We start from the raw sequence: 13,928 nt of genomic DNA on the forward strand, positions 1-13,928 counted from the left end.
TCGGCGGGCCCTCTCAGCTATCTATCTAGCGCTTGTGGCAGTGCCACTTGTACGTGTAGTGCCAGTGGCCCTTCTTGTGGTAGTGGCCCTTCCAGTAGTGGCCCTTCTTGTACCACTTCTTGTAGTAGTGCTTGTGCCAGTAGTAGCCCTTGGGGCACTTCTGGGTCGTTTCGCTGATCGTGGTCCCCGCGGTGGAGGTGCTGGTGCTCGCCTGTGCGGGTGCGGCGGTGGCCAGGCCGCCGAGGGCCATCGAAGCGACGAGGACGCCACTCGCGATAAGCTTTCGCATGAACCCTTTCCTTTCGTGATGGTGAGTCTCACGATAGGAAGCCGATTAATTCCGCTCCATGTACTAATACGCGCTCGGCCGCTTGTTTTCAGGCTTGGTATTGCCGCTGATCAAAAGCATGGATCCCTGCATTCCCGCCCTTCACATCGGCTCTTCCCGGGCGCTGGGTTCCCCGACGGCGAACCGGCCTCGGTCCTGGCCGCCGTGCACGACCGCATCCTGGGCGCCGTGCACGACCGCATCCTGGGCGCCGTACCGGCCCAGTTGTCCTGGCGCGAGACCGCGAGCCTGGCCGGCGACCCGGAGGCTGGGGCCGACTACCTGCGTGGCGTCGCTGAGCACCATCCACTGCCCGCCGCCCACCTGCACGGCACTGCCGACGTCGACCAAATCAGCGCCGACCGACCGCTTCGCCTACGGCCTGCGAGCCCTCCTGGACGGCCTCGCCTCCCGCCTGACCACCTGGGCGGGGCGCGTGGGGGCAGCGGGAGCGGACTCGATCGCCGCGCTGCTGACCATGCCGCGCCAAGGGACCGTTCACCAGGTCGATCGCCCACTCCGTACCCGGCGCCTCCTGCACCCCGCCCTCGCGGCCCGACGTCACCGCCGCGCTGGCGACCCGGCTGCGCACCTCCCCGACCCCCTGGCGGGGTGCTGGGCGCCTGCCACAGCCTCGACGTGCCGGTGCCACCGGCAATCCCCGGCCGGCCCGCCTACCGCTCCGGCGAACGGCTCACCCACACCTTCTCCGCGACCCCCACCACGGCGCCGTACGCGCACGAGACCGCGAGGCGCATCTGGGCCGAACACAACCTGACCCCGTTCGACCTGTTCGAGGAGCTGTAGAACCGGCTCTCAGAAATAGGGTGCCCAGCCGGAGCCGATCGCGGTGCCGGGGCCGAACTTGTTGGCATTCCTGCCGTTCCAGATGTACAGGATTCCGGTCTTGTTGTGGACGGCGCCGATGTCGGTGTTGCCGTCTTCGTTGACGTCGCCCAGTGACATCAACGTGTCGGCGTACGGATCCCAACCTGGCCCCAGTTCGACGGCCCCGGTGAACTTGTTCGCGCCCCTGCCGTTCCAGACGTGCAGCTTGTTGCCGTCCTTCTGAACCGCCATCAGGTCACCGATGCCGTCACCGTTGAAATCGCCGGCGATCGGCCGGGTAAAAGCGGTCCAGCCTGAGCCGACCCGGGTCCCGGGGCCGAACTTGTTGGCATTCCTGCCGTTCCAGATGTACAGGATTCCGGTGTCGTTGTGGACGGCGCCGATGTCGGTGTTGCCGTCTTCGTTGATGTCGCCCAGTGACATCAACGTGTCGGCGTACGGACCCCAACCCGGTCCAAGTTCGACGGCCTCGGCAAAATTGTTGGCGCCTTTGCCGTTCCAGACGTGCAGCGTGTTGCCGTCCTTCTGGACCGCGATCAGGTCGCTGATCCCGTCCCCATTGAAATCGCCGGCGATCGGCCGCGTGAACGCGCCCCAGTCCGAGTCGATCGCGATGGCAGGCCCGAACGTGTTGTCGCCTTCGCCATTCCAGATGGTCAGCGTTCCCTTAGCAGCGGAGAAGAGGTCTCCCACGCCATCGGAGTCAAAGTCGGGCGTGGCCGACTTTCCCATCCCGGCGCGCTGCGGGTTCTGCGCGTGGGTGAGTGTCTCCCAAGCCAGGAAGTGTGACACACCGGCGGGACGGCTCTGCTCGACCCACTGCTCGGCATAGGGAACGTCGTCATATCCCAGACGATGGTGCAGCGCGTTGAAGCCGACCTCGAAATGCTCACCGAGGTCGCGGGTGACCTTCCCGCCGCACAACCACGACGGCACCTTCCCACCCAGTTGCAGGCGGGCGTGGAAATCCATCGCGAAACGCAGCCGGTGCTTGGCCGTGGCGTACAGGTCCACACCTTGATGCCCGGCCGTCTCCGCGACGTGGGAGATGGCCGCCAGCCCCCATCCCGTGTGCCAGAAGTCGCGGCAGGTCTCCTGCGTGAGGCCGTCCACGAACTTGCTCTGCCCGTGCCAGTAGTCGATGATCTCGGCCTTGGTGTTGTACTTGCTGCCCGGCGGCGCTTTGGGCAGCGAGCCGTCCGTCGCGAGGTAGATGTAGGCGGGCAGCCTGCCGCGCCAGGTCGCCACCGCCCGGTCGAAGGACGCCCGGTCGTCCAGGTGCACGGCGATGCCGATGGCGGCATCGGTCATGATCAGTTCCCAGTTGCCGTTGTTGTTCGGCCGCCCGGCGATCAGGGTCGGAAGATAGACGGTACGCAGCTTGCCCGCGAACCGACCGGCCTGGCTCCAGCCGGTGTAGGTGTGCTTGATGAGCTCGGCGGCACGGGAGAAGTTGGCGCCCGCCCAGCCGGTCTGCAGCGGCGCGTTGTCCCCGGTGTGCTTGCTGATCACAGCCGACCAGGCGTCCATGATCTGGATCGCCTTCTCGGCATAACGGGAGTCCTTGGTCAGGTACCAGCGCAGCGCGTGCGTATATGCCGCCATGGCGTCCTTACGCTCGTCCGAGCAGCCATGGTCCGGATTCGACGTCGGCCCGCACTCCACGACGGCGCGGGGCTTGGCCGTGTAGGACAGCGAGGCGTACGAACTCTTCTGCAGGTCGTTCCAGGCGGACTTCCACGGCTCGTTGCCGAGATTGGCCCGGACGAAGTCGAGCTGAGCACGGCTGACCAGTACGCCCGGGTGCTTGAACGCAGCGGCGGCCTGCGCAGACTGCGGGACGGATAAGACCGCTGCCACGAGCACGGCGGCGGTGAGAGGACGAATGAGACGCACGAGCTTCCTTCCAAGGAGAGGACGCCCATTTCGTCAGCGTGCCGACTTCGTTGTCAACATTTTGGGGCTGTGGGCGGCCGCTTCTATACCCGCTGCATACTTCACCCACAGTCGGACGGCTTGTCAGCCGGACAACCCATCGAGACCCTTCCTGGCCCTGAACGAACTGCTGGGGTCGTTAACCTGTGCTGTGCGCCTTTGCCGGGTGAGGTGCTCTGCGGCCCGATTGGTTCTCGCGGCGGATCTCCTGCTCCAGGTGAGCGTGCAACTCCTCCAGCGTCGCGCCACAGCGTACGTTGGAGAGGCCAGACCGAGGGGGCATCAGGACGACGCGGTACGCGATGTAGCCCCCGCCGGCGCCTTCCATTACTTCCCATCCGGGAAAACGGGCGGCTGCCGTCACAAGACTCGCCATCCCCGTACGAGGCCGTGGATGCGAATCGCCGCCTCCTCATGGGAGCCGAGCGGGAAACTGAGGTCTGCGACGCGTCCGAATGAGTGGACGGCGTAGGCCTGCCCGCCGACGCCGTCCACGACCTGGACCCGCGCCCGCACCCGCAGTTCACCGCGTTTGTCTCGTACCTCCAGCACCGGGGGATGGTGGTGAAGGTAGACAAGATTCCCCGGATGCATATTCAGGTGGATCATTTCGATGACAGTGGCGGCGACATTCAAGGGTGAAAGTGCGATCTGGAGGAGCTCCAAGAGGTAGGTGTCCTGCTCTCCCTGGTTCGCCGGGGCAACATATTCGGTCGGCACTTGTCTTTCTTCCGTCGACGTCCAACCTGCATGGAGTTGTCCAGTTATGTCGCACTGGAACTCCCGGAGTTTTCTCCGCAGGCATTTCCAAGAATGCCCTTGCCGGGTTATTTTCTGTACGGAAGCGCTATAACACCCTCACGCAATCCTGCTGCGGCTGTGTTGTGGCCTTGCGCAACTCCTGTTCTGTTCCCCCACCGAGCGGAGGCGACATGCCGACCGAGCCGACCACTCCTGCAGAAGCGCCACCGGAAGTCGCGTTCGGCCGGGAGTTGCGCAGGCTGCGTCTGGCCGAGGGGTGGACGCTGGAGGCGCTCGGAGCCAGGGTCGGGTACTCGGGGACGATGGTCGGCTACTTCGAGCTCGCGAAGCGTCCCGTGCCGGAGACGTTCGTCGCCACTGCCGAAGGGGCGCTGGGGCTCGACGGCGAGCTGGCGGCACTCTGGAAGGAGATCAATCCGAAACACACACCGAAGTGGTTCAGGCAGTGGCCGAAGATCGAGAAGGCAGCCGTGGCCATACGGACCTGGCAGCCTCTCGTGATGCCGGGCCTGCTCCAGACCGAGGCGTACGCGGGTGCGTTGCTTCGGGCCGAGCCGGGGGCGATGGACGAGCAGGTGAAGGAGATGGTGCGTGCGCGATTGGAGCGGCAGTCGATCTTTCAGCGGGTCGTGCCGCCGATGTATGCCGCCGTCATGGACGAGGGGATCCTGCATCGCCCGGTCGGCGGGCGAAAGGTCATGCGGGAGCAGCTCGAACACCTTCTGACCCTGATGACACATCCGAAGATCACCATCCAGGTTGTCCCGCTTGAAGTGGGGGCAACGCCTGGGCTCTTGGGCGGCTTCTCCATTGCGCAGCTTTCGCATGGGCTCGACACGGCTTACCTGGAGTCAGCTTCAAATGGTCAGGTAACCGATCGCGCGGACGAGGTTCGGGCAATTAGCCTGAGATATGACGCTATCCGTGCATGGGCTCACCCCCTGCACATCACCGAGAACCTGATCCGCGAGACCGTAGAGAGGTATGGGAAATGAGAGACGAGCTGGCGGACGAACTGGGGCGAGCCTCCTGGCACAAGGCGACCAAGTCCGGCTCGAACGGCGGAGACTGCCTTGAGGTTGCGGTGCTGTCTGGTGGGCGTGTGGGTATTCGGGATTCGGAGGAGCCGGAGAAGGCGCCGTTTGTGGTTTGTGGTGCTGTCTGGGAGGCGTTCGTCGATGGTGTGAAGAAGGGTGAGTTCGACTTCTAGGGTCGGCAGCGAGGTACGGATGACGATCTGGCCCGTACCTCGGTGGTCCTTCCGTTGGCGTACTCGATCGTTACGCGGGCAAGTCCCAACTCGGCCCATCAGGGCTGCCGAGCCACACCCATTGCCGCTCGCGTGCCACAGTAAGCCCGAAGCCGGATTGATGCGGCTGACCGGCTCGCTGCCACGTCTCGATGACTTTTTCGACTTCATCCCACAGCCGGACCGGTCCTTGCTGGTGAACCAGCCATCCGCTGCCGGCTGGTCTGACGTCGGCCTGGGACCCCGTCTTCGAATCGTGGAGCACCAGGATGTCTTCCGCCCATCCGTGTTGTGCGTGCGGGATCGCGAGCTGGGCGACGAAGAGGGCAGTGTCGTCCTTCAAGAGCAACGGATCCATCGTGCTGTGGCTGATATCCCCGAGACCCATCTCCAGAGCAGCGCGTGGCGGCGCAGCATGCGCCCGGGCAGGCATGAAATACACGTCGTCGCTGAGGAAGCGGCCGCTTGCCGTGTCATTGCCGGCAACCCGGAGATGCGCGAACGCAACCCCGCCCGTCCATCCCAGCATAGGAGCGGTGATCGTCCCGCCTTGGCGGATCTGCTGCACCCACGCCAATGGGATCGAGCGCACCGCGCAGGTAGCGATCAGCCGATCATAGAGGGCGTTCGCCTCATATCCGAGTAGCCCATCACCTTGTACGAGCGTGGGTGCATAGCCGGCCTCAGCAATGGCGGCCTTCGCGCGGGAAGCAATCGCAGGATCGAACTCCACGGAAGTGACCGCTTCGCTGCCCAGCCGGCAGCACGTCAGCGCCGTGGAATAGCCGGTCCCGGTGCCGACCTCGAGGATCTTGTCACCCTCTTCGATCTCTGCGGCTTCCAGCATCCGCACAACCAGCCTGGGAAGCGTCGATGACGATGTAGGCCGCAGGATCGTGACCGGCGCATCGGCGTCTTCCGCCATCACGCCGTTGATCTGAGTCACCCACGTCTCATCGGTGTAGGCCATGCGAAGCCAGTCCTCGGCACTCAGATCGGAGCGCCGCACCGGAACCCAGCCGCGTTCGGGCTCGTAGCTGTAGACAGCCTGCCCGAGGAACAGCTCTCGGGGCACCGTTTCCAGAGCCCTGCACCAGCGCGGCGAGTCGATCGAGGCCGCCAACGCATGCCGCAATTCCGCTGCCAGGCTCACCTGAACCATCCCTCCAACAGGGTCTCCGCGAGAGCGTCGGCTATCTCGTCCGCCTCGGGAAGCCAGCCCCACTGCCCATTCGGATTGCATTCGAGAAATGTCCACCGATATGTGTCATTGCCGTTTTCCTGAATCTCTAGGCCGAAGTCGAAACATCCGAATGCGAGCCCGAAGTGATCGAGGTACGCGTGCAGCGAGGCGACAACTGGTGAGGGTACACGGATGGGGCTGTGGACGAGCGCGCCCCAGTCGCCGCGCCGCCAGTCGAGCGCTCCGTCTGGGCTGGTGATCTCGCTGGCGAACACGTGGGAGCCCACGACGGTCACTCGGGCATCGCTGTGTTTGGGAACTTTCGCCTGAAAGAGGTGAGTGGTGATGTTCACGGTTTCGTCTACGTCCGATGGATCAACTTCCTGGGTCCAGATGGTTGCCACCTCGCCGCCGGGAGCCGTGGGCATGCCGCGAAAAGACTTGTAGATGATCGGACCGTGCTCCAGCGCGAACTCGTTGACAGCCTTGAGGTCATTGGTTATTAGAGTCGCCGGCACTACGAGCCCTACCTGTGCGGCCGCCTGCAACTGTGCAGGCTTGAACTCACTTCGGTCGTTATGGTCAGGGTGATTGACATAACGGCACTTCGGCAGGCTGGCGAGCAAGCCTTTCAAGCCCTGCCGCGCTTCGGCGGCAGCGAATTTCTGTGCCTGCGGCTCTAGCTGGGCGAAGTTCCAGCGGGAGGGGCGACGGTGGTAAACCGCACGCACCTCATTAAGGGCGATGTTCCGGCTGGCTGTGCGCAACCGCCCGGTCCAGTACGCACGATTGGCCCCGATTTGCGCGCTGACCGTCAGATCGGGGCCAATATCGGCCGGGTCCACCCGCGCGACAGTAACCCCACGTTCATTGAGCGCGGCGATGACCATATCGGCCGTAACATCCTCTTCACAGGTGATTACCATGACGGTGCCTCGGGTGGACATCACGCCGCTTAGTCCGTTTCCCGGTCGTTGTCGGAGTCGTCGGGCCGCTGCGGGGCGTTCGTTTCGCCGTCGTGGGGCCGGGACATGGAGATCGTCGCGTAGACCCTGCTGGAGCTGTCCTTCTTGCCGCCGGTTATGTCGATAATGGTTCCCTGCGCGTCGTAGAAGACCGTGGTCTGCGTTTCGGGGTCCAGCTTCGTCGTGACCCAGGGGAGGGCCTCCTCCGGAAGCTGCCCGGTCGCCCGGCTCATTCCCCAGGGTCGTGCGCGTTGGTCGGTCGTCACGTCGACCTCTCTCTGTGGAGAAAATGACGCTCAATATTTACCCGAAATCTGATGCGACGTGAGTGTGTTTGGTCTGTGTGGTAGCTCGCGTAGGGCGCGATCATAGAAAAGGTAAGGCATCAGAACGCTCGGGCCTCACCATTGCGCCAGATGCTAAAGTCGAATTATCCCGCTTTAGTGTCATTGGTGAGCGGATGCTTTCCGGTGCTGCATTCAACGCACCTCACCTTGGTGCTCGTGCCGGAGCGGTCTTCACCCGTGGCAGACTGCTCGAACGCCTCTGACGGCCTCCCGCGACTCGACAACCGGAGCACACGGTGAACGACACCATCGACAAGATCGCCTGGATCCATCTGGACAGCGGCAAGATCCTCAGCACCCGTTCGCGGGGTAAGAACGCGTACTACATCCCCGGTGGCAAGCGCGAACCCGGCGAAACCGACCTCGATACTCTTGTTCGTGAGATTGATGAGGAGCTATCCGTTGCCATCGTTCCCAGTACGGCCAGTCATGTGGGCACCTATCACGCCCAAGCGCACGGCCACGCTGACGGTGTCATTGTGCGGATGAGTTGCTACAGCGCCGAGTACCACGGGGTGCCGACGCCCAGCAGTGAGATCGAGGAAGTCGTCTGGCTGACCTATGCCGATCGCGACCGCGTGTCGCCGGTTGATCAGATCATCTTTGATGACCTTCACCGGACTGGACGGCTTCTTTGATCCTGGGTTGCACCAGAGTTGCTCCAAAGGGGCGCACAACGATTTAGGAGCGCTGCACGGCTGGAGGTGGCTCTTTGACGTTGCAGGGCTGCGCGTGGTCGGGGTTAGGAGTCGGTCAGGGCGGGCCGATTGGTGCCGGAGGCGCGGGGGTGCGCCGTAGGCACCTGGGGCAAGGCGTCTGAGCTGAGTGCGCGGAGGGCTTTCTGGTGAAGTCCTTTGGGGCGGGCGTTAGACGGCCCACCCGGTGATGGGGCAGCGGGTGGGCCGATTGGTGCCGGAGGCGCCTGATTTAAGCGTCTGAGTTGTGTGCGCGTGCGTCTCCGGTGATGTCCCTTTATGGGACGGGGCCTAGTACTTGTGGAGGGCGGACCAGAGGTTGATTCGGGGGGTGGTGATCTCTGTGCCGGCGCTGGGGTAGGTGATGGGCTTGCCCGTGCGCTTCAAGGTGTTGAGGAGTTGGTCCACCGTGGCGTGCTTGCGCTTCTGGTGGAGGACGGCGAAGGCGCCTGCGACGTGCGGGGAGGCCATGGAGGTGCCGTTCAGGGTGGCGGAGGTGTTGCCGGTGATGGCGGCGGTGATCGCGACGCCGGGGGCGTACACGTCCAGCAGGGTTCCGCGGTTGGAGAAGGTCGCCACCGCGTCCTGCTTGTCCGTGGCGCCCACCGCGATCGTGTTCGAGACGCACGCCGGCCAGGACACCGAAGCGTCGAAGCCGTTGTTGCCGGAGGCCACCACCGTCGCCGTGCCCTTGGCCAGGAGCTTGTCGACCTCGGCCTTGAAGTCGGCGCCGTCGCCCGTGTCGCAGGCCGTGTTGTACTGGCCGCCGCCCAGGCTCAGGTTCACCGAGGCGATGTTGTGCTGGTCGGCCAGCAGGTCGACGTAGGCCATGCCGGTCAGGATGGAGGAGTCGTAGGCCAGGATGCAGGTGGGGCGGGTGCCGCAGTACGGGGAGTTGTCGAAGCGGCTGAAGACCTGCACGGGGATGATCTTCGCCTTGGGGGCGACGCCGTTGGCGGCGAAGTCGGCCGTCTTCTGACCGGCCGCGATGCCCGCGACGTGCGTGCCGTGGTAGCACAGGCCGTACTGAGGCTGCGGGGCGCCGGTCATGCACGCCTCAGACTCCGCGTTCGCCGCGCCGTCACCGATCTGGAACTGGCTGCCGTTCGGGCACAGCGACTTGGAGCCGTCCACGGTGTCGGTGGCCGAGAAGCAGGCCTGGGCCACGATGCGGTCGCCGAAGGCCGGGTGGTCGTTGTCGATGCCCGAGTCCAGGATCGCCACGCCGGTGCCCTTGCCGGTGAAGCCGAACCGGTGGGCCTTGTCCGCGCCGATCAGCGGGATGCTCTCCACGAGCGAGGCCTCGTTGAGCTTGTCCTTGCGGATGGAGACCACGCCGGACTGCTGGGCGATCTGCTCGAGTTCGGCGCGGGTGCCGCGGTAGACGAAGAAGTCCAGCTTGCCGGCCACCTCGGCGGGCGGCTCCGCCGTGATGTTCTTGTTGTCCCGCCTGACCTCCTCCGCGCCGGCCAGTACGGAGGCGACCTGGGAGGGCTGCTGTACGCGGACGATGGCTCGGTGCTCGCCGCTCGCGCTGATCGCAGGATCGATCTTGGTCTCGGGATCGGCGAGGGCGGGGGTGGCGACCAGTGCGGCCGAGGTGGCGGCTAACGCGATGGCGCCGGCCAGCAGAGACGGGAGTCTCAACTGCTCCTCCGGGGGGTTGGGTATTGAGGGGCATTAATCGATAGAAGTGTAGTAATCGGACAACTGATGTCAGAGAGGCGGATGGGTTCCGTTATCACTTCTTGTTCTGGAGGGAGGAAGGCGGAGGAGGGAGGAAGGCGGAGGAGGGAGGAAGGCGGAGGAGGAAGGAAGGCGGATGAGGGAGGAAGGCGGATGAGGGAGGAAGGCGGATGAGGGAGGAAGGCGGATGGGGGAGGGTGAGAGGGGATGGGGGAGGGTGAGAGGGGATGGGGAGGGTGAGAGGGGATGGCGAAAAGGAGAGGCCGGGCGTGAGGATGCATCGCCCGGCCTCTTCTCGAACCCCGCAAGTCAGGCGCGGGGGTCCACGGCTGTGGTGGTGGCGGTGGTGGCTCGCTCCATGTCGATTCTCGGGGTGATCACCGGAGTGCCCGACGAGTCGTACTGGATCGGTGTGCCGGTGCCCTGCAGCCGCTGAGTGCTCTGCGCGACCGTGAAGTCCGGGTACGCCTGGCGCATGATCGCGTACGCCCCCGCCACGTGCGGCGCGGACATCGAGGTGCCGCTCTTGTCCCCATACACGTTGCCGGGCACCGCCGAGTTGATGGTCACGCCCGGCGCGAACAGGTCGAGCAGCTGGCCGCGGTTGCTGAACGAGGCCAGCGCGTCGGTGTCGTTGGTGGCCCCGACCGCGATGGCCGTCGAGATGCAGGCCGGGGAGGAGACCGCGTTCGGCAGGCCGCTGTTGCCGGCGGCGACCACCGGGGCCACCCCCAGGCCCACCAGCGCGTCGAACTCCGGCTTGACCGCTGCGGCGGTCGTGTCGTTGTCGCACGCCTCGGTGAAGCCCCTGCCGCCGCCCAGGCTCATGTTCACGGCGGCGATGTTGTGCGTCCTGACCACGCGCGCCACGTACTCCAGCGCCAGCTTCTGGTCAGAGGTGTAGCTGAGGAAGCAGGGAGCCGCGCTGCCGCCGATCGCGCAGGTCAGCGGGTTGTCCACGCGGGTGAACACCTGGATCGGCAGCAGCCGGGCCTCGGGTGCGACGCCGTTGGCCGACGCGCCCGCCACCATCTTGCCGGCGGAGATGCCCGCCACGTGCGAGCCGTGCGAGCAGGCGTTCTGCCCGCCCACGACGCACTGCGCCGTCTCGGCGTCGGCCGCTCCCGCGCCCGTCTGGCTCGGCTGGTTGTTCGGGCAGAGCGAGACCGTGCCCGCGGAGGCGTCCGGGGAGGAGAAGCACGCCTCGTCCGCGATCCGGCCCGTGAAGAAGGGGTGGTCGCGGTCGATGCCCGTGTCGAGGATGGCGACCGTGGTGCCCGTGCCGTTCCAGCCGGCCGCGTTGGCCCGGTCCGAGCGGATCACCGTGGTGCTGACGTCGAGAAAGGGCATGCTCAGCTCGTCCTTGTAGACGGACTGTACGCGCGGGTCCTGCTTGAGCTTGTCCAGCGTCATGCCGTCGACTTCGGCGACGAAGAAGTTGGGCGACTTGGCCGACTCCAGGACCCGGCTGCTCTCCGAGGCCTGTTCGAAGTCGGCGGCCACGGCCGCGACGCTCTGGCCGGGCTTGATCTGGATGATGGAGCGGACCTTGGTCTTCTCCTGGATCTCGGTGATCAGCGCGGGGCTGATGATCGGATCACCGGTGTCGGTGGTGTCGGCATGGAGCGACGGACCGGCGCAGAGCGCGGCGGTTGTCACGGCCAGCGTGGTCGCGCCGGCCAGCAGAGGGCGTAGCCTCACTTTTTCCTCCCGGAGGCTGGAGCCGTGAAGCGTTCCGGCTCCCGGCTGAGTACAGCCGATAACCTCCCCACCTGCGACAACTGTGATGTCAGTGACGTATGTAACCCAGAGAAACGTTGGAGGCATTTTTGCCTTAAAGCGCCACAAGCGAAAAGGCCGGTCTGAAGTGACCGGCCTTTTCCAGATATCTAGTTACTTGACGGTTTTGAGGATGTTTTTCGTGGCCTTCGTCAGCGCCGCCGCTGACGGCTTGCTGGTGAGCCTGACCTTCTCGGCCGCGGCCAGCGCCTTGGTGCCGTCCGTCCCGTGCGCCCAGTTCAGCCAGGCCGTCAGCAGCGCCCCGTCCAGCTTGGCCTTGCCGGTCTTGCCGCTCTTCAGCACCCGGTACGCCTTGCCCAGCGACGACGCCTTCGTCAGCTCGGAGAACACCTTGCTCGACTTGCTGATCAGCTTCAGATAGCAGGTGAGCGTCTCGTCCGAGAGCGAGCCGCTGCCCCGGTGCACCTCCACGCCCCACGCCTTGGCCTGCAGCTTCGTCTTGACCGTGCCGCGCTTGCAGACCGCGGCCGTGGCCGGGGCCTGCACCGGCGGGGCGGTCTGGGTCACCGTCACCGTAACCGTCACGGCCGGCAGCGGGATCGGGCTGGTGGTGGGCTCGGGATCCGGCGTATCGTCCACCGGCTCAGGGCTGGGGCCGCTGCTGTCACCCGGTTCCGGCTGCGGGTCGTCGCCGACATCGACCGGGTTCGGGCTCTGCGAGACCGGCGGCTGCACGCCCGCCCCGGCCACGGCCGCCGCCAGGTCCAGGCGCGGCGTGGTGACCTGGGTGCCGTTGAGGTCGTACACGTACGGCCTGCCGGTCGTCTTCAACTGGTTGATCAGGTCCGCCATCGGGGTCTGTGGCGAGGCCGCCTTCAGCAGCGCCAGCGCGCCCGCCACGTGCGGGGTCGCCATCGAGGTGCCGCTGTAGACGGCGGTCGTGTTGTCCGGCACCGCGGACTCGATGTCCACCCCCGGCGCGAACAGGTCCACCGTCGGCCCCACGTTGGAGAAGTCGGCGATGCGGTCGGCGTTGTCGTTCGCCCCGACGGCCACCGCCGTGGAGATGCAGGCCGGGTGGGAGGTGCCCGCGAACGACTCGTTCCCCGCGGCCACCACGGTCGCGATGCCCTTGGCCAGCAGCGCGTCGATCTGCTGTTTGAAGCCCGTCCCCTCCTCGGTGGCGTCGCAGTCCGTCTCGGACAGGTAGCCGCCCAGGCTCAGGTTGACCGCCGCGATGGGCTGGTTCAGCTGTTCCACGTGCTTCATGGCCTGCCGCAGCGACGACTCGTACGCCAGCAGGCACGCCGCCGCCCCGCACAGGTCCTCGTCGTTGACCCGGCTGAACACCTGCACCGCCACGATGTTCGCACCCGGGGCCACACCTCCGGTGCCGGCCGCGATGCCCGCGACGTGGGAGCCGTGGTCACACAGGTTCACGCCGTCGAGCAGGCACTTCGCCGAGGTGGCGTCGGCCGCGTTGCCGTCGGTCTGCGAGCTCTGGCCGTTCGGGCAGAGCGACTCGACGCCGGCATCCTCGGTGGCGGAGAAACACGCCTGGGCCACGATGCGGTTCTCGAACCAGGGGTGGTCGGGGTCGATGCCGGTGTCGAGCACGGCCACGGCCTGGCCGGCGCCCCTGAATTCCTTGGCGTGCGCCTGGTCGGCGCCGATCAGGGAGAGGTTCGGGGTGATCTCCGACGGCGCGTACGTACGGTCCCGGTGAATGGAGGAGACCCGCGGATCCTCGGCGAGCTTGGCCAACTCCTCGGCGGTGCCTTCGACGACCATGAACGACTGGCTCTGCGGCTGGAGCAGCACCTCCACGCTCTCGGCCGCCGCCCGGGTGGCCACGGGCGCGTTCTCGACGGGGGCGGTCAGCTCGACGATGGCCCGCTCGGTGCCCCCGTCGACGCCTAAGCCGTCCTCCACCTTGTCCTCAGGCGTCTGGGGCGCCGAAGGCGTGGGTGTCGGGGATCCCTGGGGTAATGGCGTCTGCGTCACGCCCGGGGTGGGAGTCGGCGTCGGGTTGTCCGCGTAGGCGGGACCCGACAACGGCAGCAGGGCCAGCGCGATCGTGCTGACGATCAGGGGGCGGAATCGCACGCGTCCTCCGAGGGGGATGATCTCGGAGTTTAGGGCGATTTGCCCGACACGCACAGGCCCCTGTGCCGTTTCTCACCGAACTT

15 protein-coding genes are annotated in these 13,928 nt (G+C 65.9%); 4 read left to right on the forward strand and 11 right to left on the reverse strand.

The window, feature by feature from the left end:
* Positions 1 to 25: 25 nt before the first annotated feature.
* The 3 genes from AB0I81_RS48640 to AB0I81_RS48650 all read right to left on the reverse strand — a co-directional run bounded on the left by AB0I81_RS48640 (position 26) and on the right by AB0I81_RS48650 (position 920).
* Positions 26 to 289 (reverse strand): hypothetical protein, encoded by a 264-nt coding sequence (locus AB0I81_RS48640; RefSeq protein WP_360673300.1) that lies wholly within the window; start codon positions 287 to 289, stop codon positions 26 to 28.
* Between the two features lie 141 nt (positions 290 to 430).
* On the reverse strand, positions 431 to 679 hold the full coding sequence (locus AB0I81_RS48645; RefSeq protein WP_360673303.1) for a hypothetical protein: 249 nt from the start codon (positions 677 to 679) through the stop codon (positions 431 to 433).
* Between the two features lies 1 nt (position 680).
* Positions 681 to 920 carry a hypothetical protein gene (locus AB0I81_RS48650; protein ID WP_360673305.1) on the reverse strand — a complete coding sequence of 80 codons (240 nt, stop codon included), beginning with the start codon at positions 918 to 920 and terminating at the stop codon, positions 681 to 683.
* A 20-nt stretch (positions 921 to 940) separates the two neighbouring features.
* Here AB0I81_RS48650 and AB0I81_RS48655 point away from each other — a divergent pair, with 20 nt between their 5' ends.
* The gene (locus AB0I81_RS48655) at positions 941 to 1,135 is read left to right on the forward strand and encodes a hypothetical protein (RefSeq protein WP_360673306.1); all 195 of its coding nucleotides are present in this window, start codon (positions 941 to 943) and stop codon (positions 1,133 to 1,135) included.
* Between the two features lie 9 nt (positions 1,136 to 1,144).
* Here AB0I81_RS48655 and AB0I81_RS48660 read toward each other — a convergent pair whose 3' ends face one another.
* Together AB0I81_RS48660 and AB0I81_RS48665 are read right to left on the reverse strand one after the other, a co-directional pair.
* Positions 1,145 to 3,073: an FG-GAP-like repeat-containing protein gene (locus AB0I81_RS48660; protein WP_360673309.1), complete on the reverse strand. Its 1,929-nt coding sequence runs from the start codon at positions 3,071 to 3,073 to the stop codon at positions 1,145 to 1,147.
* Positions 3,074 to 3,472: 399 nt separating this feature from the next.
* Positions 3,473 to 3,832, reverse strand: a complete 360-nt coding sequence (locus AB0I81_RS48665; protein ID WP_360673311.1) for a hypothetical protein — start codon at positions 3,830 to 3,832, stop codon at positions 3,473 to 3,475.
* Between the two features lie 212 nt (positions 3,833 to 4,044).
* Between AB0I81_RS48665 and AB0I81_RS48670 the strand changes: the two genes are divergently transcribed.
* Both AB0I81_RS48670 and AB0I81_RS48675 read left to right on the forward strand, forming a co-directional pair.
* Entirely contained in the window at positions 4,045 to 4,869 is an 825-nt protein-coding gene (locus tag AB0I81_RS48670) for a helix-turn-helix transcriptional regulator (RefSeq protein ID WP_360673314.1), read from the forward strand.
* A complete protein-coding gene (locus AB0I81_RS48675; protein ID WP_360673316.1) occupies positions 4,866 to 5,084 on the forward strand; it encodes a DUF397 domain-containing protein in 219 nt (72 codons plus the stop codon). The genes AB0I81_RS48670 and AB0I81_RS48675 overlap by 4 nt, the downstream gene beginning before the upstream one ends.
* Before the next feature lie 70 nt (positions 5,085 to 5,154).
* Here the strand turns inward: AB0I81_RS48675 and tgmC are convergent, their stop codons facing one another.
* The 3 genes from tgmC to tgmA are packed head-to-tail and all read right to left on the reverse strand — an operon-like array spanning position 5,155 to position 7,537.
* A complete protein-coding gene (gene tgmC / locus AB0I81_RS48680; RefSeq protein WP_360673319.1) occupies positions 5,155 to 6,276 on the reverse strand; it encodes an ATP-grasp peptide maturase system methyltransferase in 1,122 nt (373 codons plus the stop codon).
* Positions 6,273 to 7,253, reverse strand: coding sequence for an ATP-grasp ribosomal peptide maturase (tgmB, locus tag AB0I81_RS48685; RefSeq protein WP_360673447.1), 981 nt, complete (start codon positions 7,251 to 7,253; stop codon positions 6,273 to 6,275). The genes tgmC and tgmB overlap by 4 nt, the downstream gene beginning before the upstream one ends.
* An 8-nt stretch (positions 7,254 to 7,261) precedes the next feature.
* The gene (gene tgmA / locus AB0I81_RS48690; RefSeq protein ID WP_360673321.1) at positions 7,262 to 7,537 is read right to left on the reverse strand and encodes a putative ATP-grasp-modified RiPP; all 276 of its coding nucleotides are present in this window, start codon (positions 7,535 to 7,537) and stop codon (positions 7,262 to 7,264) included.
* A 317-nt stretch (positions 7,538 to 7,854) separates the two neighbouring features.
* Between tgmA and AB0I81_RS48695 the strand changes: the two genes are divergently transcribed.
* Positions 7,855 to 8,256 (forward strand): NUDIX domain-containing protein, encoded by a 402-nt coding sequence (locus tag AB0I81_RS48695; RefSeq protein WP_360673322.1) that lies wholly within the window; start codon positions 7,855 to 7,857, stop codon positions 8,254 to 8,256.
* 348 nt (positions 8,257 to 8,604) lie between these two features.
* Here AB0I81_RS48695 and AB0I81_RS48700 read toward each other — a convergent pair whose 3' ends face one another.
* From AB0I81_RS48700 to AB0I81_RS48710, 3 genes are all read right to left on the reverse strand, one after another.
* On the reverse strand, positions 8,605 to 9,960 hold the full coding sequence (locus tag AB0I81_RS48700; RefSeq protein WP_360673324.1) for a S8 family serine peptidase: 1,356 nt from the start codon (positions 9,958 to 9,960) through the stop codon (positions 8,605 to 8,607).
* 348 nt (positions 9,961 to 10,308) lie between these two features.
* Positions 10,309 to 11,700 carry a S8 family serine peptidase gene (locus AB0I81_RS48705; protein ID WP_360673326.1) on the reverse strand — a complete coding sequence of 464 codons (1,392 nt, stop codon included), beginning with the start codon at positions 11,698 to 11,700 and terminating at the stop codon, positions 10,309 to 10,311.
* A gap of 192 nt (positions 11,701 to 11,892) precedes the next feature.
* Positions 11,893 to 13,845, reverse strand: a complete 1,953-nt coding sequence (locus AB0I81_RS48710; RefSeq protein ID WP_360673329.1) for a S8 family serine peptidase — start codon at positions 13,843 to 13,845, stop codon at positions 11,893 to 11,895.
* Between the last annotated feature and the right edge of the window lie 83 nt (positions 13,846 to 13,928).

This window comes from Nonomuraea sp. NPDC050404, assembly GCF_040655495.1.
Classification (GTDB): Bacteria; Actinomycetota; Actinomycetes; order Streptosporangiales; family Streptosporangiaceae; genus Nonomuraea.